The organism is Kaistia dalseonensis (assembly GCF_030814715.1).
Classification (GTDB): domain Bacteria; phylum Pseudomonadota; class Alphaproteobacteria; order Rhizobiales; family Kaistiaceae; genus Kaistia; species Kaistia dalseonensis.
In genome coordinates, this window is the sequence record NZ_JAUSVO010000006.1 from 29,694 (window position 1) to 53,793 (window position 24,100).

Genomic DNA, 24,100 nt, shown 5'->3' on the forward strand with positions numbered 1-24,100 from the left:
CGGTTACTCCGCAGCGATCGATAGGACGCGGCGCGCTTCGATCTGGCCGATCGCATCCACTACGGCATCGAAGGTCAGCATGGTCGAAGCGTGGCGCGCCTTGTAGTCGCGCACCGGCTCCAGATATTTCAGATCCTCGAATCGTCCAGCCGGCGGGGCGCCATTCTCCTTGAGCATGGCCAGCATGGCTGCGCGCACAGCGCGAAGCTCGTCGGCCGAGGCGCCGACCACATGGCGCGCCATCACCGACGAGGAAGCCTGCCCGAGCGCGCAGGCGCGCACTTCATGGGAGAAATCGCTGACGATGTCGCCCTCCATGACCAGATGCACGGTCACGGTCGAGCCACACAGCCTCGAATGCGCCGTCGCGCTCGCCTGCGGCGCCGGAAGCTTGCCCAGCCGGCCGATATTGGCAGCGAATTCCAGGATTCGCGCATTATAGATGTCGTCGATCATGACAGCCTCCACGCGCCAATATAGAAACTCGCGCCTCGGTGAACCAGATATAGCACGATTGCCTCGGCCGGCTTCAGCGGCACGGCGCCTCAGATCGATACGGAGTACCTATGGACGCAAAGACGACGCCCGACGCAAAGCGGGCGGCCCCTGAGCCATTGCGCCGCCCGAGCCGCGAGGAAGCCGAAGCCGCCGTGCGCACGTTGATCGCCTGGGCGGGCGACGATCCCGCGCGCGAGGGCCTGATCGAGACGCCGGCACGGGTGACCAAGGCCTTCGGCGAATTCTTCAAGGGCTATGAGGAAGACCCGGCGGAAGTTCTCGACCGCGTCTTCGACGAGGCCGGCGGCTATGACGATATCGTGCTGGTGCGCGATATCCCCTTCTTCTCCCATTGCGAACACCACATGGTGCCGTTCATCGGCAAGGCCCATATCGCCTATTATCCCGGCCAGGGCGTGGTCGGGCTCTCCAAGCTCGCGCGCGTCGTCGATCTCTTCGCTCGCCGCCTGCAGATGCAGGAAAGGCTGACGCAGCAAATCGCCGACGCGATCGAGGACGGCCTCGCCCCGCGCGGCGTCGCGGTCCTGCTCGAGGCGGAGCATCACTGCGTCTCGATGCGCGGCGTGCAGAAATCAGGCGTCTCGACGATCACGACGAGCTTCACCGGCGTCTTCAAGCAGGACGTCGCCGAGCAGAATCGCTTCCTGACGCTGGTGCGCGGGCGGTAATCGGCCAAGGCCCCGCTGGCGACAGGCGCGATCGAAAACACGATCGCGGCCTTGAGACATTGTGTCCGGGCCGCGCTCGGTCTATCCCCCCTCGCAAACGCGATTGAACTGGAGCGAGACGACATGGCGAGCGTGATGGAGCGAGAGAAGCAGACCACGATCCTGCCGCCATCCGCGCCGCTCGTCGGCCGCGTGACCCCGCCGGGCTCGAAGTCGATCACCAATCGCGTGCTGCTGCTGGCGGCGCTCGCCAAGGGCACGAGCCGCATCACCGGCGCGCTGAAGAGCCTCGACACCAAGCTGATGGCGGAGGCGCTGCGCCAGATGGGCGTGACGGTCGACGAGCCGGACGAAACCAGCTTCATCGTGACCAGCACGGGCCGCCTCGCCGCGCCGGCAGCGCCGCTCTATCTCGGCAATGCCGGCACCGCCATGCGCTTCCTGACGGCGGCGGTGGCGCTGGTAGACGGCACGGTGATCGTCGATGGCGACGCGCATATGCGCAAGCGCCCGATCGGCCCGCTGGTCAGTTCGCTCCGCGCCTTCGGCATCGATTGCAGCGATGCGGACGGCTATCCGCCCGTGACGATGCATGGCCATGGCCATTTCGGCAGCGGACGGGTCGAGATCGATGGCGGGCTGTCGAGCCAATATGTCTCCGCGCTGCTGATGGCGGCCGCCTGCGGCACGGGCACGGTCGAGGTCGCGCTGACGGGCAGCGATATCGGCGCGCGGGGCTATGTCGACCTGACGGTCGCGGCGATGCGAGCCTTCGGCGCCCGCGTCGAGCAGAGCGGCGATGCCGCATGGCGCATCGAGCCGACCGGCTACCGGGCGACCGACTTCCATGTCGAGCCGGACGCGTCGGCGGCAACCTATCTCTGGGCGGCGGAAGTGCTTACCGGCGGATCGATCGATATCGGCGTGGCGGCGGGCGCGTTCACGCAGCCCGATGCCAAGGCCTATGATGTCATCGCGCAGTTCCCGAACCTGCCGGCCGTAATCGACGGCTCGCAGATGCAGGACGCGATCCCGACCATCGCGGTGCTGGCGGCCTTCAACAATCATCCCGTCCGCTTCGTCGGCATCGCCAATCTGCGCGTCAAGGAATGCGACCGCGTCGCGGCCGTCGCGACCGAGCTTTCCCGCATCCGTCCCGGGCTCGGCACCGAGGATGGCGACGACCTGATCGTCGCCTCCGACCCCGCGCTCGCCGGCCAGGTGCTGCCGACGCGGATCGAGACCTATTCCGATCATCGCATCGCCATGAGCTTCGCGCTCGCCGGGCTGAAGATCGGCGGCATCACCATTCTCGATCCGGGCTGCGTCGCCAAGACCTACCCGGCCTATTGGCAGGCGCTGCAATCGCTCGGCGTCGAACTCGATCCGGTCATGGGGCGCATGTGATGGCAGAGACGGCAATCTTCGCGGCGCCCGGGTCGCATCACGAGGTCGAGGAAGGCCGGCTGCTGACGCCGCGCTTCGGCGCCGACGGGCTCCTCGCCGCCGTGGTGGTCGATGCCGCGACCAGCGAAGTCGTCATGTTGGCCTGGATGAACGCCGAGGCGCTGGCGCGGACGATCGAGACGGGCGAAGCCTGGTACTGGAGCCGTTCGCGCAAGGAGCTCTGGCACAAGGGCGCGACCAGCGGCCACATCCAGACCGTGACCGAGATGCGGGTTGATTGCGACCAGGATGCGATCCTGATCAAGGTCGACACGGCCGGCACGGGCGCGAACTGCCACACCGGCCGCAAGGGCTGCTTCTATCGCACGGTGCCGATCGGCCAGTCGGCCTCGCAGGAGACCGCGCTCGCCTTCACCGACGATACCCCGCTCTTCGACCCGAAGGCCGTCTATGGCGATGCCTGACCGGCGCGGTCAGGCCATCGCGATATAGGCGCGCATTTCGTCGGCCTCGCGCTCGACCTGCTCGATGCGCGCTTTCACCACGTCGCCGATCGAGACGATGCCGGCGATGCGGCCGCCATCGACCACGGGCAGATGGCGGAAGCGGCCTTCCGTCATCCGCGCCATCACGTCGTTGATCGTGTCGTGATCGGCGCAGGTCACGACACGCGCCGTCATGATCGAGGAAACCGGGCCGTCTAGCGTCTCGACGCCGCCACGGGCGATGGCGCGCACGATGTCGCGCTCGGAGACGATGCCTTCGATGCGCCTGGACGAATCCGCGACGACCACCGCGCCGATGCGACGCTCGGACAGCAGGCGGACAGCGTCGTGAATGATCGTATCGGCGGGGACGGTCAGAACGTCCCGGCCCTTTCTGGCCAGAATGGCAGCAACAGTCATCGGCGTGGGCTCCCTTGCTCGAGGAACCCGGCCGCTCTCTTGTGGTGGACCGGTCCGGACCCCTCAGATGGCGGCGGACGCTTCTCATGCGGAAACGTCACATCCGTCGTTTGATGATGGGCCTCGATTGCCGGCTTTGCAAGACTCCGCCCCGGCGGGGCAAGCCGCTAGGAGAACGAGCTGCCGCGCCGCGAAACCGGGTCGAAGAGCGGAAAGAGCAGCAGCCCGGCAAGGAAGCCGCCAATATGCGATTCCCAGGCGATCTGGCCGGTCTCGACGCCCGGCGGCACGAAGATCAGACCGAACAGCAGGTTGAACACGAACCACACAGCGAGGAAGGTCACGACACGGCGGTCGCGCACCATCTCCATGATCGACAAGGCCGGGCGGAAATCGGCGTCGTAGCGCGCCAGGCCGCCGCCGAGCCGGGCGCCGGGCGAAAAGGCGAAGCGCGCAGAGGCGGCCATCTGCGCCGAGATCGCCGCCGAAGCGCCGACCAGCGGCACGACGCTGTGGGGTGCCAGCAGGAGATGGGCGGCGGCACCCGCCGCAGCTCCCGCGAGCGAGAAGAGCGTGAAGCGGAGCCAGCCGAAACGGCGCGCCAGCGGCGTGCCGAAGGCCGCGAGCCAGAGCGCGTTCACGCCATAATGCATCCAGTCGCCATGCAGGAAGGCATAGGTGACGAAGCTCCAGACCGAGCCCGCCAACCCGCCCGGCCAGTCGAGGCCCACCATCTGCGGCGCGGTGATGCGGATCGGGATGAAGGCGAACGTCACCAGCACCCAGCCATCCTGATCGGAGGTCAGCAGATAGGTCCGCACGGCATGAACGAGGGCGAGCACCGCCAGCGTGGCGATGATCACCGGGGGGAGGTTGAAGACCGGCTCTCGCGCCGCGCGCTCGCTTCTCTGGCTCATGAAGACGGCATAGTCGCCCGCGGCACGGCACGCAAGACGGCGCCGCCTTCAAGCCGATGGACCGGAGCCAGTCGCCGGGGCAAATCGAAAAGCGACCGCCTGGCGCGCGCAAAGCGCGCACAGGCGGTCACCATCACGTTTCGTCTTGCCCCCCGGCTAAAGACGCCCCGTGATCCCGTCGGCAACGCGTCCCAGGATTGGGCCTCACGTCCCATAGCGAATCCTTATTTATCGATTCCGTTACGTAACATCAATCTGGCACAGGCCCTGCAATACCACTTTGCACCGCAGCATCGGGCCGGACATGTCCCGCCGCCGCACGCTCATCATGGGCCGGCACCAGCACGACGCCGGCCAGCGCATCAAAACGGGACGACTACGGGCCACCATGAGACACCCCAATACGCGCGCGCTCCATGCCTATTGGTCGAAGCTGCGCGGCATGGAGCCCGCGCCCGCGCGTTCCGCCATCGATCCCGCTGCGATCGCAGGACTTCTGAGTGACACGTTCATCCTGGAAGATATCGGCCCCGCGGATTACCCGTTCCGCCTCGCCGGCACGCGCCTCTGCCACCATTTCGGACGCGAATTGAAGGGCCGGAACTTTCTCGGCTTCTGGGCGGCGAACGATATCGAGCCGATCGCGACGCTCATGGCAGCCGTGACCCATGACGCCGCAGCTGCGGTCCTCGATGTCGCCATGTCGAATGACCGCGGACAATCGACGCGGGCGGAGATGATCCTGTTGCCGCTACGCTGCGGCCCCGCGCGCTACGACCGCATCCTCGGGCTGGTCGCGCCGATGGAGCGCGCAAGCTGGCTCGGGCTGCATCCGGTCGTCCGGCAATCGGCAAACAACCTCCGCCTGATCTGGCCGGACCGGAAGGACGAGTTCGGCGTGACGCCAGCAGCCAGGCCAGTGGCCAGCCGCCCTGTGCCCTTCCCGCTCAATGGACGCCGCCACCACCACCTCGTCGTCTTCGACGGCGGCCGGCAATAGGCGCCGCCAGCGCTCGTCCAACGGCGCGCTTCTGGCAACGCCTTCAGCCACAGCCGCCCGCCACGGACAGCCGGTCTCGGCCCGGGTCGGCGCGACGCATTGGCATGCCCATGCCTTCATCGGGCATGGCGATGCAAGGCGGCCACAGTTGTTCCCCTCCCGCCACACGAGCGTCACAACCGTTAACCTTAATAAAAGGTTACGCTTGCCTGCCGACACCCTCCGACATATTGTTAACGGGTGGTTAAGCTGAAGTATAAAATTTGAATCTAACTCGATCACAATGTGAATCGAAATGAGGTTCCCGGCTTAGACTCGAATAAAACCATGTGTGCAAAGGTCATTCTCACCTGAGGGGATGGCAGTAGTGAGTTCCATGCGCGTATCGAGTTTCATGGCCGGCCTTGCACTTCTTCTCTGCCTTGGCGGAGCCGAAGCTTTCGCACAATCCCAAGCAGCGTTCATGCGCGTCACGGGCAAGACAACCCAGCCCGTCGGCCATCATGAACTCTGCGCGCGCATCCCGATCGAATGTCGCGAGCGCACAGCCACGGAAGATGCGGTCAAATTGACCCCCGTGCTGTGGCAGGAACTCATCGCCGTGAACGACAATGTCAACACGGCCATCGAGCCCGTGACCGACAAGGACAACTACGGCAAGGACGAATACTGGAACTATCCCGACGACGGCAAAGGCGATTGCGAGGACTTCGTCCTGCTGAAGCGCCGCGAACTGCTCGATCGCGGCTGGCCGGCGGGCGCGCTGCTGATCACCGTCGTCAAGCAGGTCAATGGCGACGGCCATGCCGTGCTCACGGTCCGCACCGATCGCGGCGATCTCGTGCTCGATAATCTCGAAAGCCGCATCAAGCTCTGGAGCGATACGGACTACCAGTTCGTCAAGCGCCAGTCGGACGTGGATAGCGGCCGCTGGGTTGCGATCGATGACGACAGGTCGGTCCTGGTCGGTTCGATCAAGCGCTGAACGAAGCCGGGCAATCCCGGCCTCCGCCCGCCGCAAGCCATCGATGACTTTCCAGGCCCACGGCGACCCCGTGGGCTTGGCGCATTCAGGCCCGAGCGAGCCGCCGCCCGGCCCGACGCCCCAGATGGGAAATGAGATGCAGGTCGGCGCGCGTGGGCTGCGCTCCCGGTGACCGTCTACCCGTCGAGGCCGGCGGCGAAGCGGCGCCAGTTGGCGACATAGTTGAGCGCCGATTGCCGGAGCCGCTCGATCTGCGCCGGCTCCAGCGTACGGATCGCCTTGCCCGGCATGCCGACGACCAGCGAGCCATCCGGAATGTCCCGCCCCTCGGGCACCAGCGCTCCTGCCCCGACCAGGCAATTGGCACCGATCTTCGCGCCGTTCAACACGATCGCCCCCATGCCGACGAGGCTGTTCGCGCCGATCGTGCAGCCATGGAGGATCGCGCGGTGGCCAATCGTGCAGCCCTCGCCGAGCGTCAGCAGGAAACCCATGTCGGTGTGGAGCATGGCGTGCTCCTGGATGTTGGTGCGGGCGCCAATCGTGATGCGCTCATTGTCGCCGCGCAGCACGGCGCCGAACCAGACGCCGACCTCGTCGCCGAGCGTGACCTTGCCGATCACATGCGCATCCGGCGCGATCCAGAACCGGTCGGCGGGTGGTACATCCGGCATAACGCCGTCAAGTGAATGAAGGGGCATGTCTGGTTCCCGGCATCATGGCGGCGACAGCTTCGCACCGCGGGGAACGCTTCGCCAGCCTGATCCTGCGGATCGGCTCCAATCGCGCGGGCGCAAACCCCGCGCGATTCCGTTCAACCGCGCCGCAAAACGAAGCCGTTCGCGGCGCCGGCGGCAAGGCCGCCTATTCTTCCTCGAGGTCGATGTCGAGGATGGCCATGGTGAAGTTGTAGGAGAGTTCGCCCTCCTCGTCGTCACGGAACAGCACGCCGACGAATTCATCGCCGAAATAGACTTCGGCGGAATCGTCCTTGCGGGGCCGCTGACGGACGGTGATGTCCTTCATGGCGAAGCGGCGGCGGAAGAAGCTCTCGAGCTTCTGGATCTCCTTGCGATCCAATTCTATCTCCTGAGATGCGGGGCAAAAGGTCGGCGATCGGCCCGCGCTGGCGCAGGCTCGTCCGTCGCGCCGCCCCGTACGGCGCCTCCGGAACCGGTGTTGATCGGTGGACTATACCTGATTTTCGACGATCTGATCCATCGCGCGGGAAGGCTCCGCGCAGGGCGCCTTGCCGACGACCTTGGCCGGCACGCCGGCGACCGTCGTGTTCGACGGCACGGCATGAAGGACCACCGAGCCGGCGGCGACGCGCGAGCAATGGCCGATCTCGATATTGCCGAGGATCTTGGCGCCCGCCCCGATCAGCACGCCGTGGCGCACCTTGGGATGGCGGTCGCCGGTTTCCTTGCCCGTCCCGCCCAGTGTCACGCCCTGAAGGATTGAGACATTGTCTTCGATCACCGCCGTCTCACCGATCACGATATCGGTGGCATGGTCGAAGAACAGGCCCTTGCCGATCTTCACCGCCGGATTGATGTCGACCTGGAAGACGGAGGAGGAGCGGCTCTGCAGGTAATAGGCGAAGTCGCGCCGGCCGTGATGCCAGAGCCAATGCGCGAGGCGGTGGGTCTGGATCGCGTGGAAACCCTTGAAATAGAGCACGGGCTCGACGGCGCGGTTGCAGGCGGGGTCACGGTCCAGCACGGCCTGGATATCGACCCGGATTGCATGCGCGATGCCCGGCTCGGTCACGAACGCCTCGGCAAAGGCCTGGCGGATGATTTCGCCCGAGAGATCGCGATGATTGAGGCGGTCGGCGATGCGATGCGCGACGGCTTCCTCGAGACGGTCATGGCTGAGGATCGAGCCATAGACGAGGCTCGCCATCGCCGGCTCGGCGCGCATGATCTCCTCGGCCTCGCTGCGAAGCGCGGACCAGAGCGGATCAAAACTCGCGAGGCCTTCGGCCCCGAACCGGGAATTGGCTACGGACATGGACGTCTCCTTGCGCCAGGCGCTGTGCGTCTGGTTGGGCGCGCACATTAGCATGAGCGATCATCGGCACGAAACCGTGCCCGACAGGTAAATAATGCTCCGGGCACCAATGTGCTCCAGGCCGGTATCGCGAAAGGGGCCGCCTCGGCAACAAGAATTTCCCGAAACGGCCCACGACCATCCCGCGGCGGGACAAGGACCGGCCGGACGGTGCGCCAGACGCTCAGCCGAGCCCCTGCCGCGCCAGAAAGTCGAGCACGCCGGCCTTGTAGACCTTGTCGCCGACCGCGAGCATGTGGTCGCGCTTGGGAATTTCGAGCACGGCCGCGCCGGGAATGATCTCGGCCAGCCGCTCCGGCGAACCCGCCAGTTCGTCGCGCTCGCCGACCGCGATCAGCACCGGCATGTGCAGCGTGGCCAGATCATCGGCTGAGATCGGCACGCGGGTCGCCTTCATGCAGGCGGCGAGCGCCACGCGATCGCTCTTCGTCTGGTCGGCGAACTTGCGGAACATCAGCCCGACGGGATCGGTGATCTCTTCGGGATGCTCCGTCTCCAGCGCCTCCACCACCGGGCCCCACGGCCCGATGCCGGTGACAATGCCATAGCCGAGACCGCCGAAGATCAGCGCCTTGATCAGTTCGGGATGCGCCAGCGCCAGGAAGGCAGAGATCCGCGCGCCCATCGAATAGCCCATGACATCGGCCTTCGCGATGCCGAGATGGGCGAGGAGATTGCGCGCATCCTCCGCCAGCGCCGCCACGCGATAGGCAGCGACCTCGTGCGGCTTGGCGCTGTGGCCATGGCCGCGATTATCGAGCGCGATCACGCGTCGGCCGGCCTTCGTCAACGTGTCGACCCAGCCCGGATTGACCCAGTTGACCCGTGCGCTGGAGCCGAAGCCGTGGATCAGCAGGATCGGTGGCCCCTCGCCTTCGTCGAGATAGGCGATCTCATAGCCATTGGAGGAGAAATGCTTCATCCGAGGGATCCGTCGCGGTGGGACCGCCCTTATGGCGCAAGCCGGCGGCCGCGCCAAGGTGTCGCCATTCTGCCGACCATCACGGTCTGTTCATCGCGCCACGACGCCGCTATGGTCCGCCCAACAGCATTCCAACGACGGATTCCGCCATGGCCGATCATGTGATCCCGCATTTCCACAATGATTCCGGCGTTGCGCTGATCGAGATCGGCGTGACGGAATTCATGTGCGTCGGCGCCAAGCCGCCCTTCGACCATCCGCATGTCTTCCTCGACCTCGGCAGCGACGGCGAGAAGGTCTGCCCCTATTGCTCGACGCTCTATCGCTATAACCCGAAGCTGCACGGCACCGAGAGCAACCCGGCCGGGCATCTCTTCATCGATCCGATCGCCGCCTGAGGCGCTCTAGAGGAAAAGCCGTGCGGATAGCAATCGCCGGCGCCGGCATAGCCGGCCTCACGACGGCCCTGCTGCTGTCCCGCGCGGGCCACGGCGTCGATCTCTATGAGCGTGCTGCGAACCTCTCGGAAGTCGGCGCGGGCGTGCAGATTTCGCCCAATGCCGGCCGCATCCTGGAACAACTCGGCCTCGGCCCGGCGCTCGATCATCTCGCGACGCGGCCCGTTGCGATCGACATACGCGGCGCCGTGTCAGGCCGGGTCATTGTCTCCCTGCCGCTCGCCAAGGCCGCCGCGCGCTATGGCGTGCCCTACCGGCTGATGCATCGCGGCGACCTGCAGGGCGTACTTCTGAACGCGGCCATCGCCGATCATGGCATCAAGCTGCATCTCGGTGCCGCGCTTGCCGACTTTGCCGATACGCCGGCTGGCATGCGCTTCAGCGCCAATGACGCGCCGCACGAGGTCGATCTGCTGATCGGCGCCGATGGCGTGCGCTCGAAAGTCCGCGAACTCATCTCCGGACCGAATGGCCGCCAGAGCTCGGGCCGCACCGCCTGGCGCACGACGATTCCCGCCGCCAAGGTGCCCGCCGATCTGCCGCGCGACCGCACCACGATGTTCCTCGGCGATCGAACCCATGTCGTGATCTATCCGATCCGCTCGGCGCGCGAGATCAATGTCGTCGCCATCGTCGAGGAGAACTGGACCGGCGAGGGCTGGAGCGAGCCCGGAGATCCGGCCTGGCTCGCCGTACACTTTCGCGGCGTGTCCCCCCTGCTCCAGGATACGTTCACGGCGGCAGCCGGCTGGACGCGCTGGTATCTCTCCGCCGTCGATCCACTGGCGTCCTGGCAGAAGGGACATGCCGTGCTGGTCGGTGACGCCGCCCACGCCATGCTGCCCTTCCTCGCCCAGGGCGCAGCCATGGCGATCGAGGATGCCGCCATTCTCGTGCGCTGTCTCACGCGGGCGAACACGGATATCGAAGGCGCGCTCGCGCGTTACGAGGTCTTGCGGAAGCCCCGCGTCACCCGTGTCTGGCAGACGGCCCGCCAGAGCGGCACCATCTACCATATGAGCCCGCTGACGGCGCCCTTCCGCGACGCGACGATGAAGACGCTCGGCGGCGAAAGGCTGCTCGGCCGCTATGACTGGCTTTATGGCTGGCGACAGACCGACTGATCGGCCGAGCCCGCCCTCCGGACGCCACAAACCACCGGTCTGGTGCCGCGCGAAGCGACGGTCCAGCACTGCCGTCGCACCTATTCGACGGGAAACGCCATGATATTCCGCCTCGCCGCTCTCCTCCTCGCCAGCAGCACCATGATCGGGAGCGCGGCAGCGGGCACGGTCTGTACGATCGTCGCGGATGCCAGGACCGGCAAGACGCTCCTCGAGGAAGGGCGGTGTGACCAGAGGATCACGTCGGCATCGACCTTCAAGATAGCGATCAGTCTGATGGGCTATGATGCCGGCATCCTCAAGGACGCGCACCACCCCGCCCTGCCTTTCAAGAAGGGCTATGCCGACTGGCTGCCGATTTGGCGCCAGACAACCGACCCGAGCAGCTGGATGAAGAATTCCGTCGTCTGGTATTCGCAGCAGGTGACGCAGGCGCTCGGCGAGGCCCGCTTTCGCGACTATGTGCGGGCCTTCGACTATGGCAATCAAGACGTCTCCGGCGATCCGGGCAAAAATGACGGCCTGACCCGCTCATGGTTGAGTTCGTCGCTGAAGATCTCCCCGGTCGAGCAGGTCGCGTTCCTGCGAAAGGTGGTCAATCGCGAATTACCAGTGTCCGCATACGCCATCGAGATGACGGCGCAATTGACTGCGCTCGATGTCGCGGGCGGCTGGGACATTCATGGCAAGACGGGTGCGGGCCGCGCCACCAAGGCCGATGGGACGCCAGGCAACGCGCAAGGCTGGTTCGTCGGCTGGGCCACGAAGGGCGATCGCACCCTCGTTTTCGCCCGACAGGTCGAGGACGAGAAGACGGAAGCGGTCAGCCCCGGCATCCGCACACGCGACGCGATGCTGAAGGAATTGCCGGCGATGCTCGACAAGCTTCAGGCTGCAGACTGAACCGACATCGCCGGATCACTGCGGCCGCGCCCGACCTTCACCCGCGCGACGCCGCATCGGCGAGCACAGCCAAGGATGGGGATCGGAGAGCGCGGGTGCACCCGTCGCGACCAGCGTTCGGTCAATATCCGGCTCGTCCTCATGCATCGCGCTGCCGGACATGTGGCCCCCCCTCCCTGGGCAATCAGCCAACAGGCGCCAGACGCGCGTCCAGCGCGTCGACTTCGCTGTCGGAAAAGACCTCGATGCCGTTCTCCCTGAGCAGCGCCGCCGTCACGCCGGCGCCGGCATGTTTCGTCCCGTCGAACCGGCCGCCATAGACGAAGCCGCTGCCGCAGGACGGGCTGCCGTCGATCAGGAGGGCAAAGGCGCAATCATGCGCCCGCGCAACGGCCAGAGCCGCCTCGGCGCCGGCGACGAACTGCGCCGTCACGTCCCGGCCATCAATATCGACCACGCGCCCCTCCCCGGCCAGGACGGCATCGCCGGAAAGCCCGGCGCCGATCTCGGCCGGCGCGCGCGGCACGCTGAAACCCGCCATCAGCTCGGGACAGATCGAGACGACACGGCCCTCCGCCTGCCATCGCGCGAGCGTGGAATGGGCGAGCGTCTTGGCCGACCCATTATAGCGGACCGGCCGCCCCAGCAGGCAGGCGCTGACGAGGATCCTGGCGGTCACGATCGGTCCCGGCGATCGCGCGCCGGCATGAATGCAACGACCCTTCCGGCCAAGCCCAGTTTCATCCGACCCGCTCCCTCAGCGTTTCGCGATCTCGATGATTGCCGGATAGTCCGTCTTGCCCGTGCCGAGCATCGGCAGCGCCTCGACGGTCACGATGCGCTTCGGCACCATGATCTCCGGAATGCCGTGCAACCGGGCTGAGCCGACCAGCGCCTCGCGGTCAGGATCGACGCGATCCGTCACCAGCACCAGCTGCTCGCCCTTGCGCTCGTCCGGCACCGCCACGACGGCATGGATGTTGTCGGGCCAGACCTGCGAAGCATAGGCCTCGACGGCGGCGAGCGAGATCATCTCGCCGCCGATCTTGGCGAAGCGCTTGGCACGGCCGCGAATGGTGATGTAGCCCTCGGCATCGACCGAGACGATATCGCCCGTATCGTGCCAGCCATCCGGCGTGCGCTCCAGCTTGCCCGGCGCGCTGTCGCGCAGATAGCCCTGCATGACGTTCGGACCCGTGATCCAGAAGCGGCCGCCTTCGTCGAGGCCGGCGACCGGCTCGATGCGATAGGACATGCCCGGCAGCAGCCGCCCGACCGTGCCGTCGCGATGATAGAGCGGCGTATTGGCGGAGATCACCGGCGCCGCCTCGGTCGCGCCGTAACCCTCAAACAGTTCGATGCCGAACTTGTCGCGCCAGAGCGTGCGGGTCTGATCCTTGATCCGCTCCGCGCCGAGCACGACTAGACGAAGTTTCTCGAAATCCTTCTTCTCGCCCATGCGACCCCAGCCGCCGGCGAAGGTGTCGGTGCCGATCAGGATGGTCGAGCCGCTTTCGGCGACGATGGGCGGGATCTGCTTGTAGTGCAGCGGCGTCGGATAGAAGAACACGCGCATGCCGATCGCAAACGGCGCGATCAGGCCGACCGTCATGCCGAAGGAATGGAACACCGGCAGCGGATTGAAGAGCGAATCCTCGGCGCTGAGCTCCAGCGTTCGCAGGAACTGCTCGACATTGCAGAGGATGTTGGCGTGGCTGAGCGCGACGCCCTTGGGCACGCCCTCCGAGCCGGAGGTGAAGAGCATCACGGCGATATCGTCGGGCTTGGCCTTCGACGCGGCGTGGACGAAGCGCGACAGCATTGACGAGGCGACGCCGAGCAGCTTGTCGAAGGTGCCGACCGATTTGCCGATATCCTCCAGCCAGATGAACTCGACATGCGCGCCGATCGCCGCGATCAGTTCCTCGAGCTTGCCCTCGGCGACGAAGCGGCGCGAGGTGATGACGTGGCGGATCTCCGCCGCCTTGCAGGCGACGAGCAGGTTCTTCGGCCCGGCGGTGAAATTGAGCATGGCGGGAACGCGGCCAAAGGCCGTCAGCCCGAAAAAGGCCGGCGCCACGGTGGCGACATTCGGCAGCAGCAGGCCAACGCATTCTCCGGGCCTGGTGCGCTTGGCGAAGACCCGGCCGAGCACGAAGGCACCGATGATGACGCGGTCGAGCGAGAGCGGCTTGCGCTGCACATCCTCCATGACGATCCGCTTGCCGCCGAAGCGGGCGCGGGCATCGAGCAGCATCTGGAACAGCGTCTTGTTCCAGCGGCGCGGATCGAGCGGGATCGCCGCCGTCGCGGGGCTCGGTATGGCGGTGGCGATGTCCATCGGTCTGTTCCTGCCCCTGGCGCTGAACGGCCGCGCTCAGCCGCGGCGCGTCATTCTCCTCGCCCGCGACCATATAATGATGACGGTCGCCGAGGCGAGGCCATCGCGCATTCTTCAGGCTGCGACGCGCGCGATTCGCGCCAGAAGACCCTCTGCCGTCGGCCAGACATAGCGCAGCAGCGGCGCCGCCTTGCCGTCGCCCTCGGCGGCCGGTTCGATCCGCTCGGCGACAGCGCCGCCCCAGCGATCATAAACGGCGCGGGCGGGATGGTTGGCCTCGTAGACGAGCAGATGTACCGGCGCGCCCAAGGACCCAACCGGCAATTTCTCGAGGGCGGCGCGCAGGAGCGCCGCGCCGATGCCCCTGCCCTTGCGCTCGGGATCGATATGCAGATTGTTGATGAAATGCCCCCAGCGGGCATCCTCATGCGGCACGAGGCAGATCAGGCCGGCGATCTGGCGATCGTCGGTCTCGGCGACGAGAATGATGCAATTGCGCGTCTCGGGATCAACCGTGATCCGCTCAAGCCATAATGCTGCGCGCTCGGCCGCCAGCGGACCGTCGAGATAGGCATCGGCCACGATGCCGCGATAGGCCCGGCGTGAACTCGTCACATGAAGCGCCGTGACAGCGTCGATATCGCGCCGCACCGCGTGGCGGATCGTCTCCATTCAGCCATTCCCTATCATTGGACCCAAGGCGCGACAGCGATCGTCCATTGCCGCCCACCTTGTCAAACGGCGGGCACGAAACGACATGAGACATGTCGTAAGATATATCTTGACGAAACGCCGGGCTCGACCTAATTAAGATATATCGTAAGACATAACGGAGAAACCAGATGGGTTTTGGACATCATCATCATGAACATTGCGGCCATCCGCATCGCGGCCGCTTCTTCGATTTCGCCGGCCGCCGTGGCGGGCGTGGCGAAGGCGGGCCGGGCTTTGGCGGCGGCTTCGGTCGCGGACCCTTTGGCGGGCGTGGCGGCGACGGCTTCCGGATCGGACGCATGGTCGCCGATGGCGACCTCCGCCTGATCGTACTCTCGCTGCTCGAGAAGACCCCGCGCCATGGCTACGACGTCATCAAGGCGATCGAGGAACTGACCAGCGGCAGCTACAGCCCGAGCCCCGGCGTCATCTATCCCACCCTCACCTTCCTCGAAGAGGCGGGCCAGGCGACGGCGACGACCGAGGGCAACAAGAAGGTCTATGCCATCACCGATGCCGGCAAGGCGCATCTGAACGAGAACCGGGTCGGCGTCGAGGCCGTGCTGGACCATCTCGCCCGGATCGGCAAGCGGATCGCCCAGGCTCGCGCCTGGTTCGGCCGCGACGAGGACGGCCCGCGCGGCGAACGGCCGGATCGCGACATCCCGGATGTCATTCCGGCGATGAACGAGGCGCGCCGCGCGCTGAAGGGCGCCATTGCCAGCCGCATCGGCGACGACGAGGCCGAGCAGCAGCGCGTGGCCGACATCCTGCAGCGCGCCGCCGAGGAGATCATGCGCGGCAAGGCCGGCGGCATCGATCTCTAGGCCTGAAAATAGAGATGCAAAAACGGCCCCGTCGCAAGGCGGGGCCGTTTTCGTGTCGCGTCGAGGCATTAGACTCTTTGGTTGGTCGCGTTTCCTTCACGCGAACCGCATTCCACTTCGCTCGGAAACGCCCTATGCCGCGACGGTCTCGGCCGTCTTGAAGCGCGCGGCCGCATGCTTGAGCGAAAGATGCGGACCGAGCGCAAGGCGCGCCGCATCGTGGGCCGCCCAGAGCGCCGGATCGGCGAGCGAGGGAACGGTCACCAGTTCACCCTGGTCGAAGCCGGCCAGCGCCGCATCGACCATCTCATCCGTCGCCATCACCATTTCCGGCGGCAGTTGCGAGACCGGCTGGCCGACCTTTTCCCAGATGGCCGTTGCGGTGGCACCCGGCAGCACGGCCTGCACATGGACGCCGTCCTTGGCGAGCTGGGTCTGCAGGGTTTGCGTGAAGTTCAGCACATAAGCCTTTGTCGAAGAATAGATATTGTCGAAGCGCTCCGGCAGGAGCGGCACGACGGAAGCGATGTTGATGATGCTGCCCGCGCGCGCCACCAGGCCGGGGATGGCGGCGAGCGACAGGCGCGTCAGCGCCGTGATGTTCAGGTCGATCATGCGCTCGATCGCATCGGCATCGGCGTCGACATAGGGGCCGAACACGGCGATGCCGGCATTGTTGACGAGCAGCGTGATCGCCGCGTCATTCTTGAGCCGCGCCTCGACGGTCCGCAGATCCGCCTTGTCGGCCAGATCGGCGACCAGCACCTCGACCGCCCTGCCCGTCGCCGCGACGATCTCCGCCGCCAGCGCGTTCAGCTTGGCCTCGCTGCGGGCGACCAGCACGAGGTCATAACCCCGCTCCGCGAGGCGCCGCGCATAGACGGCACCGATACCTTCGGACGCGCCCGTGACGAGGGCCGTGCCGTTTGCCTGATGATGAGCCATGGAAATTCTCCGTTTCGACTGGGTGCTGGCGCGTTGCCGCTGCCGCACGCAGCGATGCTTAAACGTCCATCGACTTATATGATGGTCATCATCTAACATGCTTCAAGCACCCGGCTGCGGAAAATTTCCGCTTTCGACATTCGTCCGTTGTCGCGTCGAGGGGTCAGGCCTCGTCCGGCGGGACGGCCGAGGCGGGCGCCACCTGCAGGCGTTGCCGCGCCGCCTCGATGATCGCGTCGGAGAGCGGATCGCCCTTGGTCGCCCGCGCCATCAGGATCGTGCCGACCATCAGCGCCATGGTCGCGAGCGCATCCGATTGCGCCGCGTCCGCGTCGTCGTCGCGGACCGGGCTGAGGCGCGCCAGCTCGTCGATCGTCTTCCTGACGCCGGCCGTGTAGGCCTTGCGCACCGCGCTATCGTCGCCCGACCGCGCGACATCGATCGAGAGCGCCGCCGTCATGCAGCCGAGCGCGGGATTGTCGCGATGCGCCGCCGAGAGATAATTCGACAGCACCTCCTGCCGCGCGCCCTCGGCATCGTCCGAATGCCGGGCCATGCTCTGATCGATTCGATCGGTGAACTGGTCGAATCCGGCCGCGCAGGCGAGCGCCGCCAGCGCATCCTTCGATGAAAAATGGCCGTAGAAGCCGCCATGCGTCAGCCCGGCCGCCCCCATGAGATCCGGCACGCTGACCCCGTCCAGCCCGCGCTCGCGAAAGAGCCGCGAGGCCGCCTCGACGATCTGTTCCCGATGTTTCTCCGCCTGCTCGCGCGATGCCCGTGCCATGTCGATACTCCTTGACCGAGCAAATATATGATGCACATCATCAATTGTCAGCGGTTGGCAGCGAATGCGCTGCCGATCCGGTAAACCTTCGCTCGCCGGCGGCATGTTTTTTTGTCAGGCACCGTCCCGGGGCCGATCCACTTCCGAGGCGTTTCCTGTCCTGTTCATCCGGCAAGATCAACCGGACATGATTGCGTCTCAGCCGTGTTTACGAGCAAATTTCCTCTGCGAAATGCGTCATTCTATACTATCATGGCCAGACGCATCACTGCGATGATGCCAACGAACAAACGGGGGTTCTGACGATGACCATTCTGATCCTGGCTCTGCTGATCGGCGTCATCGCCGGTCTGCGCGCTATGACGGCGCCCGCCGCCGTCAGCTGGGCCGCCTTTCTCGGCTGGGTTCCGGTCGAGGGCACCTGGGCTGCCTTCATGGGCTTTCGCTTCACGCCATGGATCTTCTCGGTCCTCGCCATCCTCGAATTCATCACCGACCAGTTGCCGAGCACGCCGAGCCGCAAGGTGCCGATGCAGTTCGGTGCGCGCATCGTCAGCGGCGCTTTCTGCGGCGCCGTCGTGGGAACGCCAAGCGGCATGCTGATCGGCGGCCTGATCGCCGGCGCGATCGGTGCCGTTCTCGGCACGCTCGGCGGCTATGAGGCCCGCAAGTGGCTCGTCGCGGCGATTGGCGGCAAGGACCTGCCGATCGCGCTGCTGGAAGACCTCGTCGCCATTCTCGGCGCCGTCTGGATCGTGGCGACCGTGACATGAAGAGCTTCGATGCCATCATCATCGGCGCGGGCCAGGCCGGCCCGCCGCTGGCCGGCAGGCTGACCGCCGCCGGCTGGAACGTCGCGCTGATCGAGCGCAAGCTCTTCGGCGGCACCTGCGTCAACACCGGCTGCATGCCGACCAAGACGCTGGTCGCCAGCGCCTATGTCGCCCATCAGGCCCGGCGCGCCGCCGAATATGGCCTGACATTGTCGGGACCGGTCGGTGTCGACATGAAGGCGCTGCGAGCCCGCAAGGAGACCGTCTCCAGCAATGCGCGCAATGGCGTCAAAACCTGGCTCGAAGGTATGCAGCGCTGCACGGTCTATGAGGGCCATGCGCGCTTCGAGAGCGCGAAGATCATCGATGTCGACGGCGAGAAGATCACCGCCGACAAGATCTTCATCAATTCCGGCGGCCGCGCCTTCGTGCCCGACATGCCCGGCGTCGACCAGATCAGCTACCTGACCAACACCTCCATCCTCGAGCTGGAGGAATTGCCGAAGCATCTCGTCATCATCGGCGGCAGTTATATCGGGCTCGAATTCGGCCAGATGTATCGCCGCTTCGGCGCCGAGGTGACGATCGTCGAGAAGGGCCCGCGCCTGATCGGCCGCGAGGACGAGGATGTCTCCGATGCCGTCAAGGGCATTCTGGAGAAGGAAGGCATCAAGCTCCGCCTCAATGCCGAGTGCATCAGCTTCCGTCCAGTGGGCGAGGCGATCGGCGTCGGCGTCGATTGCACGGAAGGCGACCCGGAAATCGAGGCCTCGCATGTCCTGCTCGCCGTCGGCCGCGTGCCGAACACGGACGATCTCGGCCTCGACAAGGCGGGCGTGACGGTCGATGCGCGTGGCTATATCCAGGTCGACGACCAGTTGCGCACCAATGTCGACGGCATCTGGGCGATGGGCGATTGCAATGGCCGCGGGGCCTTCACCCACACCTCCTACAATGATTTCGAGATCGTGGCGGCCAACCTGCTCGACAACGATCCGCGCCGCGTCAGCGACCGCATCCAGGCCTATGCGCTCTATATCGATCCACCGCTCGGGCGCATCGGTATGACCGAGGCCGATGTCAGGAAATCGGGCCGCAAGGCGCTGGTCGGCACGCGCCCAATGACACGCGTCGGCCGCGCGGTGGAAAAGGCCGAGACGCAGGGCTTCATCAAGATCCTGGCCGATGCGGAGACGAAGGAGCTTCTCGGTGCCTCGATCCTCGGCACGGGCGGCGACGAGGCGATCCACAGCCTGCTCGACACCATGTACGCCCAAGCCCCGGCAACCGTCGTCCAGCGCGCCGTCCACATCCACCCGACCGTCTCGGAACTCCTCCCCACCGTCATCGGAGACTTCAAGCCCCTCGCCTGACGGAGTCCCCTGACGCTGCGGCAGCGCCCGTTCGACGCGAGCGGCCGGGCCATGGCGTTGCTCTGCGCCATGGCGCCCGGTCTCGCCGCGTGGTAGCGCCAGCTTGTTGCGCCATGTCACTGAAGCCGGGCGGCTCTCTGCTGATCCTCCGGCCAGCAGGGACAGCGCGAAATGACGGGGATATCATGTGACGCGAGGGCTCAGCCGATTTTGTCGGTTCTTCGGGGTCTCGGCAGCCGATCTGGTTCCGATCGGCATCACGATGCTCGTCTCGGTCGTGGTCTACAGCGCGCTGGTTTCCGGCATCGTCTTCACCAACCACACGATCCCGAACAGCCTGCTCTACCCCTATCCGAGCTTCAAGACCGTCTCGGAGGGTCGCTGGCTCGCCGACATACTGATCCAGCTTTTCGGCGGCGGCAGCCAGACCTTCCAGGCCTTTGCCGGCCTGCTGATCCAGTCGGTCAATGGGCTGCTCTTCGCCGAGCTCATCGGCGCGCGCGGTGTCGCCAAGAGAACGATGATCGCGCTGTTCGTGGCGCTGTTCCCGGCCGTGCCCGATCTCTACAGCTTCACCGCCGACAACATCACCTTTACCATCGCGCAGGCGCTGAGCCTTTCCGCGGTCTTCGCGCTTGATCGCATCCGCCTCTATCGATGGTCCATCCCGACTGCCGCTGTGCTCTTTGCGCTGTCGCTCGCCGGATACCAGCCCCTCATCGTCGTATCCGCCACGGTGCTGGTGGCCTGGCTGCTCCATCGCTCGATCACGACAACGCCGCGCGTCAGCCTGTTCCTGGCTTCTGGCCTCGCCATGGTGCTGGGGCTGCTGCTCTATTGGATATCGACCAAGCTCACCATCATCTGGCCGCTGCCAGTCAGCACCAACACGAATGGTGTCCGGGAAGTCGCGTGGGAGATCCTGCGATCCTACCCGAATGCCGTCCGCCGCTTCTATGACTTCATGATCCACCAGCCGCTCGCCGGCCGGCTGGGCGTTGCCGCGACTGTCGTCCTGTCGGGCTGGGCGGTGGCCGCGAAGCTGACACGGTCGAATGCCGCCGCGATCATCGCCTGCCTGATCCTGATGCCATTGGCGCTGCAGGCGGTCTTCATCATCAATGCCGATTCCACGCCGAGCGTGTCCCGCTTCGGCGTCGGATATGGCTATTATCTGGCCTTCGCGGCCTCGCTCGCCTTCGATCTCTTCTCGAAGCTGAAGCTCGGCGTCGTGGCGACATCGGCCGCGCTCTATGGCCTGCTCTTCCTGGCGGTGCAGGAGAACGGCTATACGGCGCTGAAATCGGATTACGAGACGCAGGCGATCAACAGGCTCGTCCTGAAGGTCGGAGACCTGCTCAAGGGCGACGAACACCCTGCCCTTGTCGTCATCGGCCAGTTCCCGCTCGACCATCTCGATCGCCTGCTCTCCTATCCGAAGCGCCCTTTTCGACCCCACACATCCTCTGCGGCCTTCATGCCCTATCGCCAGGTCGAGATCGCCAATTTCTTCATGGGCGCCGACAATCTCCGCTCGCCGACGACCGCCGAGCGCGACGCGGCACTTGCCGACGCCGCCAGCCATCCGATCTGGCCGGCAAACGGGTCTGTCTATCGTTCGGGCGACGTGATTGTGGCCGTGTTGTCGCGAAAGACGGAGGATGTCACATGGGTCCACGACCCATGAGCTGTATCAGCCGGCCAGGACGCGATCCCTCGGCGCGGGCATCGCCAAGGGACGCGGAGAGCCCGACCAGGCACAACATTGTTGAGCGTTGCGCATTCAGCCTTCCGTCCAGAGCTTGAAAATGGCAGTTTCCGGCGCGCTGCGGGCGTGGCGAAACTGGTAGACGCAAGGGACTTAAAATCCCTCGACTTCGGTCATGCGGGTTCGATCCCCGCCGCCCGCACCAAATTTCGTATCCGGTCATCATGCCGAGACCTTCCTACGTCCGACCTCGCCCCGTCGCAGACCAGCGCTTTGCTGCACACTGGTGAAATCAGCCGCCGGGCAGCCGCGTCAGACGGCCGATGCCCGTGCGCGCTACGATGTCCCGAGGCAGCCTGACCGCAAAGGCGACAGGCTTCTCGAAATTGGGTCCGGGCACGCGCGACCGGCCTTCAGCGAGCTCCGTCATGCGGCTCTCACCTCCAATCAGCTTCGATCGCCGGAACCGGTGAGCGACCAGCCGGGATATTCGACCGGTAGGCGGCTGACGGCGTCCAGTTGCACCATGTCGTCGGCGTCCAGCACGATGCGCGTCGCCCCGACATTCTCCTCCAACTGGTCGGTCCGCTTGGCGCCGATCAGCACGGTCGACACGACAGGCTGCCGCAGCAGCCAGGCGATCGCGACCTGCGCCGGGCGGCAGCCATGCTTGTGCGCCACAGCCTTCAACATATCGATCAGAGGCTCGCCGCGACCGCGATCGATCGGCGGGAAATCCAGTTGCGTCTGCCGCCCGCCGGCACTGTCGCCGCCCACGGAATATTTGCCGCTGAGATAGCCGCCCGCCAATGGACTCCAGACCATGAGCCCCACCTTCTCCGCGGCGAGCAGCGGGACGATCTCGCGCTCCAGATCGCGTCCGACCAACGTATAATAGGCCTGAACCGAGATGATCGGTGCCAACTGGCGGGCGCCGGCAATGCCGATGGCCTTCATGATCTGCCAGGCGGCCCAGTTCGACAGACCGACATAGCGGACGTCCCCGGCACGCACGAGCGTATCGAGCGCTTCCAGCGTCTCCTCCATCGGGGTGGCGGGATCGAAGCCGTGAAGCTGGTAGAGATCGATATGTTCGAGGTCCAGCCGCCGCAAACTGGCGCGGATTTCGCTCATGATATGCCCGCGGGACGCGCCCCGCCGGTTGGGCCCGTTGCCCATGGCGCCGTGCACTTTTGTGGCGATCACCACTTCGTCCCGGCGGACGCCGAGATTTTTGAGCGATTGGCCAAGGATTTCCTCACTCCGACCGTTCGCATAGATATTCGCGGTGTCGAAAAGGTTGATCCCGGCATCGAGGGCAGCCTTGACCAAGATATCGGCCTCTTCCTGCCCCAGCTTGCCGACCTGACCCCACAGCCCGTCCGTGCCGCCGAAGGTCATGGCGCCGAACGAGAGTTCCGATACGAAGAGCCCACTGTTTCCCAATTTGCGCATGCGCATCATATTTCTCCTTGATCGGAATTGCGGAGCCGGTCGACCAGGATTGATCGTCCGATGCTCCACCTGGCATGTTCAGGTCAGATTTCTCTGGCGCTCGCCCGTTCGAGCCGCCCGCTCGACTGCTGCGACGAGCCGGCTGTTGTGGAGTGCCTGGACAAATCCCGGCGTTGCATGGGTGCCCGCCACGAGATCGCGACCCAGCGACGCGTAGACTTCACCCACATTGATCGCCGCGCCGTTCCAGAACCCGGCGGCCGTCGGCCCTGTGCCGGTGGCTATCGGAGCGTCCGGAGCGGCAAAAGAGAGGCTCGAGGTCAGCGCGAGATCACCCACCTGCGCGCCCGCCGGATGGTTGCCCGAGAGCCGCAGCCAACCCGCTGAGCCACGGATTTCGAAGACGAAACCGGCCTGCTCCGGCGCGACGCCCGCAAGGACCTGAACCGAGACGGGCGCGCCGCTGGTGGTCTTGGCGATGAGATCGAGATGATCGGGGATCTCACGCGCCGAGGTCTCTCCCGTGTCGACGATCTCGATGTCGGGCCACAACAGTTCGGTGCGTGCATCGACTTCGGTGATCGGCCCGAGCACGGCCTCGATAATGTCGAGGACATGCCCGACCGTGATCGTCATGAAGCTGGCGCCTGACGCGAGCTTGTTGAAGTAGTCGTAGGTGCTCGGCGATTGCGGACCATAGCCGAACGTCGTCGCACCGAGGCGAGCCGACATCAGCCGACCGAGCTTTCCCGAGGCTACCAGCTCCGCGGCGCGGCGAACGGCGGGATTGTGCCGACCCTGCAAGCCGATCACGGTGTGCAGGCCTTCGGCAGCCCTGGCCATCTCTTCCGTTTCAGCGAGGGTCGCCCCGAGGGGGGCCTCGGAATATACGGCCTTGCCGGCGGAGAGAGCGGCCATGACAAGCGCCCGATGAGCGGGCACCTTGACGGCCACCGTGATGACGTCGATGCTCGCATCATTGATCATCGCGTAAGGATCGAAGAACCAGCGTTCGGCCCCGAACGCCTCCGCAGCCGCCTTTGCGCTCTCTTCGCGACGGGTCGCGACCGCAGCCAGGACCAGCGAAGGCTGCGCCCGCAATCCGGGAATGTGCGATGCGCCGGCCCAGCTTGCCTGCGTATCCGCTCCGATGAGCCCGACACGGAATTTCTTGTCTGACATGTCTCTATGTTCCAGCATTTTCGCCATCAGGCGCCGATCAGCGCCAATGCCGAACCATAGCGACCGGCCGAGATCCGACCCTATGCAGATGCTATCAGCGACTTGCCTGCC

Annotated in this window: 27 protein-coding genes and 1 tRNA gene; 13 read left to right on the plus strand and 15 right to left on the minus strand. The window is 65.6% G+C overall.

The genetic code is table 11. The features are described from left to right. Positions 1-3: 3 nt before the first annotated feature. Entirely contained in the window at positions 4-456 is a 453-nt protein-coding gene (locus QO014_RS19610; RefSeq protein ID WP_266350448.1) for an iron-sulfur cluster assembly scaffold protein, read from the minus strand. A 110-nt stretch (positions 457-566) separates the two neighbouring features. On the opposite strand from QO014_RS19610, the gene folE reads away from it, so the two are divergent. The 3 genes from folE to hisI all read left to right on the plus strand — a co-directional run bounded on the left by folE (position 567) and on the right by hisI (position 3,058). Further along, positions 567-1,187 carry a GTP cyclohydrolase I FolE gene (gene folE, locus QO014_RS19615; RefSeq protein ID WP_266350449.1) on the plus strand — a complete coding sequence of 207 codons (621 nt, stop codon included), beginning with the start codon at positions 567-569 and terminating at the stop codon, positions 1,185-1,187. Positions 1,188-1,310: 123 nt separating this feature from the next. After that, positions 1,311-2,594, plus strand: a complete 1,284-nt coding sequence (gene aroA, locus QO014_RS19620) for a 3-phosphoshikimate 1-carboxyvinyltransferase (RefSeq protein WP_370877179.1) — start codon at positions 1,311-1,313, stop codon at positions 2,592-2,594. After that, a complete protein-coding gene (hisI, locus tag QO014_RS19625) occupies positions 2,594-3,058 on the plus strand; it encodes a phosphoribosyl-AMP cyclohydrolase (protein WP_266350450.1) in 465 nt (154 codons plus the stop codon). Before aroA ends, hisI begins: the two co-directional genes overlap by 1 nt. A gap of 9 nt (positions 3,059-3,067) precedes the next feature. Here the strand turns inward: hisI and QO014_RS19630 are convergent, their stop codons facing one another. Both QO014_RS19630 and QO014_RS19635 read right to left on the minus strand, forming a co-directional pair. Then, complete coding sequence (locus QO014_RS19630; protein WP_266350451.1) at positions 3,068-3,499, minus strand: CBS domain-containing protein; 432 nt, start codon at positions 3,497-3,499, stop codon at positions 3,068-3,070. A gap of 167 nt (positions 3,500-3,666) precedes the next feature. Further along, the gene (locus QO014_RS19635; RefSeq protein ID WP_266350452.1) at positions 3,667-4,416 is read right to left on the minus strand and encodes a rhomboid family intramembrane serine protease; all 750 of its coding nucleotides are present in this window, start codon (positions 4,414-4,416) and stop codon (positions 3,667-3,669) included. A gap of 304 nt (positions 4,417-4,720) precedes the next feature. Here QO014_RS19635 and QO014_RS19640 point away from each other — a divergent pair, with 304 nt between their 5' ends. Both QO014_RS19640 and QO014_RS19645 read left to right on the plus strand, forming a co-directional pair. Then, positions 4,721-5,416, plus strand: a complete 696-nt coding sequence (locus QO014_RS19640; RefSeq protein ID WP_266350453.1) for a PAS domain-containing protein — start codon at positions 4,721-4,723, stop codon at positions 5,414-5,416. A 376-nt stretch (positions 5,417-5,792) separates the two neighbouring features. Then, a complete protein-coding gene (locus QO014_RS19645) occupies positions 5,793-6,401 on the plus strand; it encodes a transglutaminase-like cysteine peptidase (RefSeq protein WP_307258857.1) in 609 nt (202 codons plus the stop codon). 176 nt (positions 6,402-6,577) lie between these two features. Here the strand turns inward: QO014_RS19645 and QO014_RS19650 are convergent, their stop codons facing one another. The 4 genes from QO014_RS19650 to QO014_RS19665 form a co-directional block, all read right to left on the minus strand. Further along, positions 6,578-7,102 carry a gamma carbonic anhydrase family protein gene (locus tag QO014_RS19650; protein WP_266350455.1) on the minus strand — a complete coding sequence of 175 codons (525 nt, stop codon included), beginning with the start codon at positions 7,100-7,102 and terminating at the stop codon, positions 6,578-6,580. 163 nt (positions 7,103-7,265) lie between these two features. Next, entirely contained in the window at positions 7,266-7,481 is a 216-nt protein-coding gene (locus QO014_RS19655; RefSeq protein ID WP_266350456.1) for a DUF3126 family protein, read from the minus strand. A 111-nt stretch (positions 7,482-7,592) separates the two neighbouring features. Continuing rightward, the gene (gene cysE / locus QO014_RS19660; protein WP_266350457.1) at positions 7,593-8,417 is read right to left on the minus strand and encodes a serine O-acetyltransferase; all 825 of its coding nucleotides are present in this window, start codon (positions 8,415-8,417) and stop codon (positions 7,593-7,595) included. Between the two features lie 223 nt (positions 8,418-8,640). Further along, positions 8,641-9,399 carry an alpha/beta fold hydrolase gene (locus tag QO014_RS19665; protein WP_266350458.1) on the minus strand — a complete coding sequence of 253 codons (759 nt, stop codon included), beginning with the start codon at positions 9,397-9,399 and terminating at the stop codon, positions 8,641-8,643. A 149-nt stretch (positions 9,400-9,548) separates the two neighbouring features. On the opposite strand from QO014_RS19665, the gene QO014_RS19670 reads away from it, so the two are divergent. The 3 genes from QO014_RS19670 to blaOXA all read left to right on the plus strand — a co-directional run bounded on the left by QO014_RS19670 (position 9,549) and on the right by blaOXA (position 11,884). After that, positions 9,549-9,797, plus strand: a complete 249-nt coding sequence (locus QO014_RS19670; protein WP_266350459.1) for a zinc-finger domain-containing protein — start codon at positions 9,549-9,551, stop codon at positions 9,795-9,797. Between the two features lie 20 nt (positions 9,798-9,817). Beyond that, positions 9,818-10,981, plus strand: a complete 1,164-nt coding sequence (locus QO014_RS19675) for an FAD-dependent monooxygenase (RefSeq protein ID WP_266350460.1) — start codon at positions 9,818-9,820, stop codon at positions 10,979-10,981. Between the two features lie 99 nt (positions 10,982-11,080). Beyond that, positions 11,081-11,884 (plus strand): class D beta-lactamase, encoded by an 804-nt coding sequence (gene blaOXA, locus QO014_RS19680; RefSeq protein ID WP_370877180.1) that lies wholly within the window; start codon positions 11,081-11,083, stop codon positions 11,882-11,884. 184 nt (positions 11,885-12,068) lie between these two features. Here the strand turns inward: blaOXA and QO014_RS19685 are convergent, their stop codons facing one another. The 3 genes from QO014_RS19685 to QO014_RS19695 all read right to left on the minus strand — a co-directional run bounded on the left by QO014_RS19685 (position 12,069) and on the right by QO014_RS19695 (position 14,897). Next, the gene (locus QO014_RS19685) at positions 12,069-12,563 is read right to left on the minus strand and encodes a 2-thiouracil desulfurase family protein (RefSeq protein ID WP_266350461.1); all 495 of its coding nucleotides are present in this window, start codon (positions 12,561-12,563) and stop codon (positions 12,069-12,071) included. A 78-nt stretch (positions 12,564-12,641) separates the two neighbouring features. Further along, entirely contained in the window at positions 12,642-14,225 is a 1,584-nt protein-coding gene (locus QO014_RS19690; RefSeq protein ID WP_266350462.1) for an AMP-binding protein, read from the minus strand. A gap of 114 nt (positions 14,226-14,339) precedes the next feature. After that, on the minus strand, positions 14,340-14,897 hold the full coding sequence (locus tag QO014_RS19695) for a GNAT family N-acetyltransferase (protein ID WP_266350463.1): 558 nt from the start codon (positions 14,895-14,897) through the stop codon (positions 14,340-14,342). A 170-nt stretch (positions 14,898-15,067) separates the two neighbouring features. Between QO014_RS19695 and QO014_RS19700 the strand changes: the two genes are divergently transcribed. Further along, the gene (locus QO014_RS19700) at positions 15,068-15,766 is read left to right on the plus strand and encodes a PadR family transcriptional regulator (RefSeq protein WP_266350464.1); all 699 of its coding nucleotides are present in this window, start codon (positions 15,068-15,070) and stop codon (positions 15,764-15,766) included. A gap of 132 nt (positions 15,767-15,898) precedes the next feature. On the opposite strand, the gene QO014_RS19705 is transcribed toward QO014_RS19700, so the two are convergent. Then, positions 15,899-16,711, minus strand: coding sequence for an SDR family NAD(P)-dependent oxidoreductase (locus QO014_RS19705; protein WP_266350465.1), 813 nt, complete (start codon positions 16,709-16,711; stop codon positions 15,899-15,901). Positions 16,712-16,874: 163 nt separating this feature from the next. Next, on the minus strand, positions 16,875-17,498 hold the full coding sequence (locus QO014_RS19710) for a TetR/AcrR family transcriptional regulator (protein ID WP_266350466.1): 624 nt from the start codon (positions 17,496-17,498) through the stop codon (positions 16,875-16,877). Positions 17,499-17,803: 305 nt separating this feature from the next. On the opposite strand from QO014_RS19710, the gene QO014_RS19715 reads away from it, so the two are divergent. The 4 genes from QO014_RS19715 (at position 17,804) to QO014_RS19730 (ending at position 21,557) form a co-directional block, all read left to right on the plus strand. Continuing rightward, entirely contained in the window at positions 17,804-18,271 is a 468-nt protein-coding gene (locus tag QO014_RS19715) for a DUF4126 domain-containing protein (protein WP_266350467.1), read from the plus strand. Further along, positions 18,268-19,644 (plus strand): FAD-containing oxidoreductase, encoded by a 1,377-nt coding sequence (locus QO014_RS19720; RefSeq protein WP_266350468.1) that lies wholly within the window; start codon positions 18,268-18,270, stop codon positions 19,642-19,644. The genes QO014_RS19715 and QO014_RS19720 overlap by 4 nt, the downstream gene beginning before the upstream one ends. Before the next feature lie 187 nt (positions 19,645-19,831). Continuing rightward, on the plus strand, positions 19,832-21,331 hold the full coding sequence (locus QO014_RS19725; RefSeq protein WP_266350469.1) for a glucosyltransferase domain-containing protein: 1,500 nt from the start codon (positions 19,832-19,834) through the stop codon (positions 21,329-21,331). 141 nt (positions 21,332-21,472) lie between these two features. After that, positions 21,473-21,557: transfer RNA gene (locus QO014_RS19730), tRNA-Leu, on the plus strand. A gap of 87 nt (positions 21,558-21,644) precedes the next feature. Here the strand turns inward: QO014_RS19730 and QO014_RS19735 are convergent. The 3 genes from QO014_RS19735 to QO014_RS19745 form a co-directional block, all read right to left on the minus strand. After that, on the minus strand, positions 21,645-21,782 hold the full coding sequence (locus QO014_RS19735) for a hypothetical protein (RefSeq protein ID WP_266350470.1): 138 nt from the start codon (positions 21,780-21,782) through the stop codon (positions 21,645-21,647). Between the two features lie 17 nt (positions 21,783-21,799). Next, positions 21,800-22,813: an aldo/keto reductase gene (locus tag QO014_RS19740; RefSeq protein WP_266350851.1), complete on the minus strand. Its 1,014-nt coding sequence runs from the start codon at positions 22,811-22,813 to the stop codon at positions 21,800-21,802. A 72-nt stretch (positions 22,814-22,885) separates the two neighbouring features. Beyond that, positions 22,886-23,989 carry a Gfo/Idh/MocA family protein gene (locus tag QO014_RS19745; protein ID WP_266350471.1) on the minus strand — a complete coding sequence of 368 codons (1,104 nt, stop codon included), beginning with the start codon at positions 23,987-23,989 and terminating at the stop codon, positions 22,886-22,888. Between the last annotated feature and the right edge of the window lie 111 nt (positions 23,990-24,100).

Excerpts from the sequence above, each read along its gene's own strand:
- QO014_RS19610 (WP_266350448.1), bottom strand. The coding sequence starts at position 456 with ATGATCGACGACATCTATAATGCGCGAATCCTGGAATTCGCTGCCAAT.
- folE (WP_266350449.1), top strand. The coding sequence starts at position 567 with ATGGACGCAAAGACGACGCCCGACGCAAAGCGGGCGGCCCCTGAGCCA.
- aroA (WP_370877179.1), top strand. The coding sequence starts at position 1,311 with ATGGCGAGCGTGATGGAGCGAGAGAAGCAGACCACGATCCTGCCGCCA.
- hisI (WP_266350450.1), top strand. The coding sequence starts at position 2,594 with ATGGCAGAGACGGCAATCTTCGCGGCGCCCGGGTCGCATCACGAGGTC.
- QO014_RS19630 (WP_266350451.1), bottom strand. The coding sequence starts at position 3,499 with ATGACTGTTGCTGCCATTCTGGCCAGAAAGGGCCGGGACGTTCTGACC.
- QO014_RS19635 (WP_266350452.1), bottom strand. The coding sequence starts at position 4,416 with ATGAGCCAGAGAAGCGAGCGCGCGGCGCGAGAGCCGGTCTTCAACCTC.
- QO014_RS19640 (WP_266350453.1), top strand. The coding sequence starts at position 4,721 with ATGTCCCGCCGCCGCACGCTCATCATGGGCCGGCACCAGCACGACGCC.
- QO014_RS19645 (WP_307258857.1), top strand. The coding sequence starts at position 5,793 with ATGCGCGTATCGAGTTTCATGGCCGGCCTTGCACTTCTTCTCTGCCTT.
- QO014_RS19650 (WP_266350455.1), bottom strand. The coding sequence starts at position 7,102 with ATGCCCCTTCATTCACTTGACGGCGTTATGCCGGATGTACCACCCGCC.
- cysE (WP_266350457.1), bottom strand. The coding sequence starts at position 8,417 with ATGTCCGTAGCCAATTCCCGGTTCGGGGCCGAAGGCCTCGCGAGTTTT.
- QO014_RS19665 (WP_266350458.1), bottom strand. The coding sequence starts at position 9,399 with ATGAAGCATTTCTCCTCCAATGGCTATGAGATCGCCTATCTCGACGAA.
- QO014_RS19670 (WP_266350459.1), top strand. The coding sequence starts at position 9,549 with ATGGCCGATCATGTGATCCCGCATTTCCACAATGATTCCGGCGTTGCG.
- blaOXA (WP_370877180.1), top strand. The coding sequence starts at position 11,081 with ATGATATTCCGCCTCGCCGCTCTCCTCCTCGCCAGCAGCACCATGATC.
- QO014_RS19690 (WP_266350462.1), bottom strand. The coding sequence starts at position 14,225 with ATGGACATCGCCACCGCCATACCGAGCCCCGCGACGGCGGCGATCCCG.
- QO014_RS19695 (WP_266350463.1), bottom strand. The coding sequence starts at position 14,897 with ATGGAGACGATCCGCCACGCGGTGCGGCGCGATATCGACGCTGTCACG.
- QO014_RS19700 (WP_266350464.1), top strand. The coding sequence starts at position 15,068 with ATGGGTTTTGGACATCATCATCATGAACATTGCGGCCATCCGCATCGC.
- QO014_RS19705 (WP_266350465.1), bottom strand. The coding sequence starts at position 16,711 with ATGGCTCATCATCAGGCAAACGGCACGGCCCTCGTCACGGGCGCGTCC.
- QO014_RS19710 (WP_266350466.1), bottom strand. The coding sequence starts at position 17,498 with ATGGCACGGGCATCGCGCGAGCAGGCGGAGAAACATCGGGAACAGATC.
- QO014_RS19715 (WP_266350467.1), top strand. The coding sequence starts at position 17,804 with ATGACCATTCTGATCCTGGCTCTGCTGATCGGCGTCATCGCCGGTCTG.
- QO014_RS19720 (WP_266350468.1), top strand. The coding sequence starts at position 18,268 with ATGAAGAGCTTCGATGCCATCATCATCGGCGCGGGCCAGGCCGGCCCG.
- QO014_RS19735 (WP_266350470.1), bottom strand. The coding sequence starts at position 21,782 with ATGACGGAGCTCGCTGAAGGCCGGTCGCGCGTGCCCGGACCCAATTTC.
- QO014_RS19740 (WP_266350851.1), bottom strand. The coding sequence starts at position 22,813 with ATGCGCATGCGCAAATTGGGAAACAGTGGGCTCTTCGTATCGGAACTC.
- QO014_RS19745 (WP_266350471.1), bottom strand. The coding sequence starts at position 23,989 with ATGTCAGACAAGAAATTCCGTGTCGGGCTCATCGGAGCGGATACGCAG.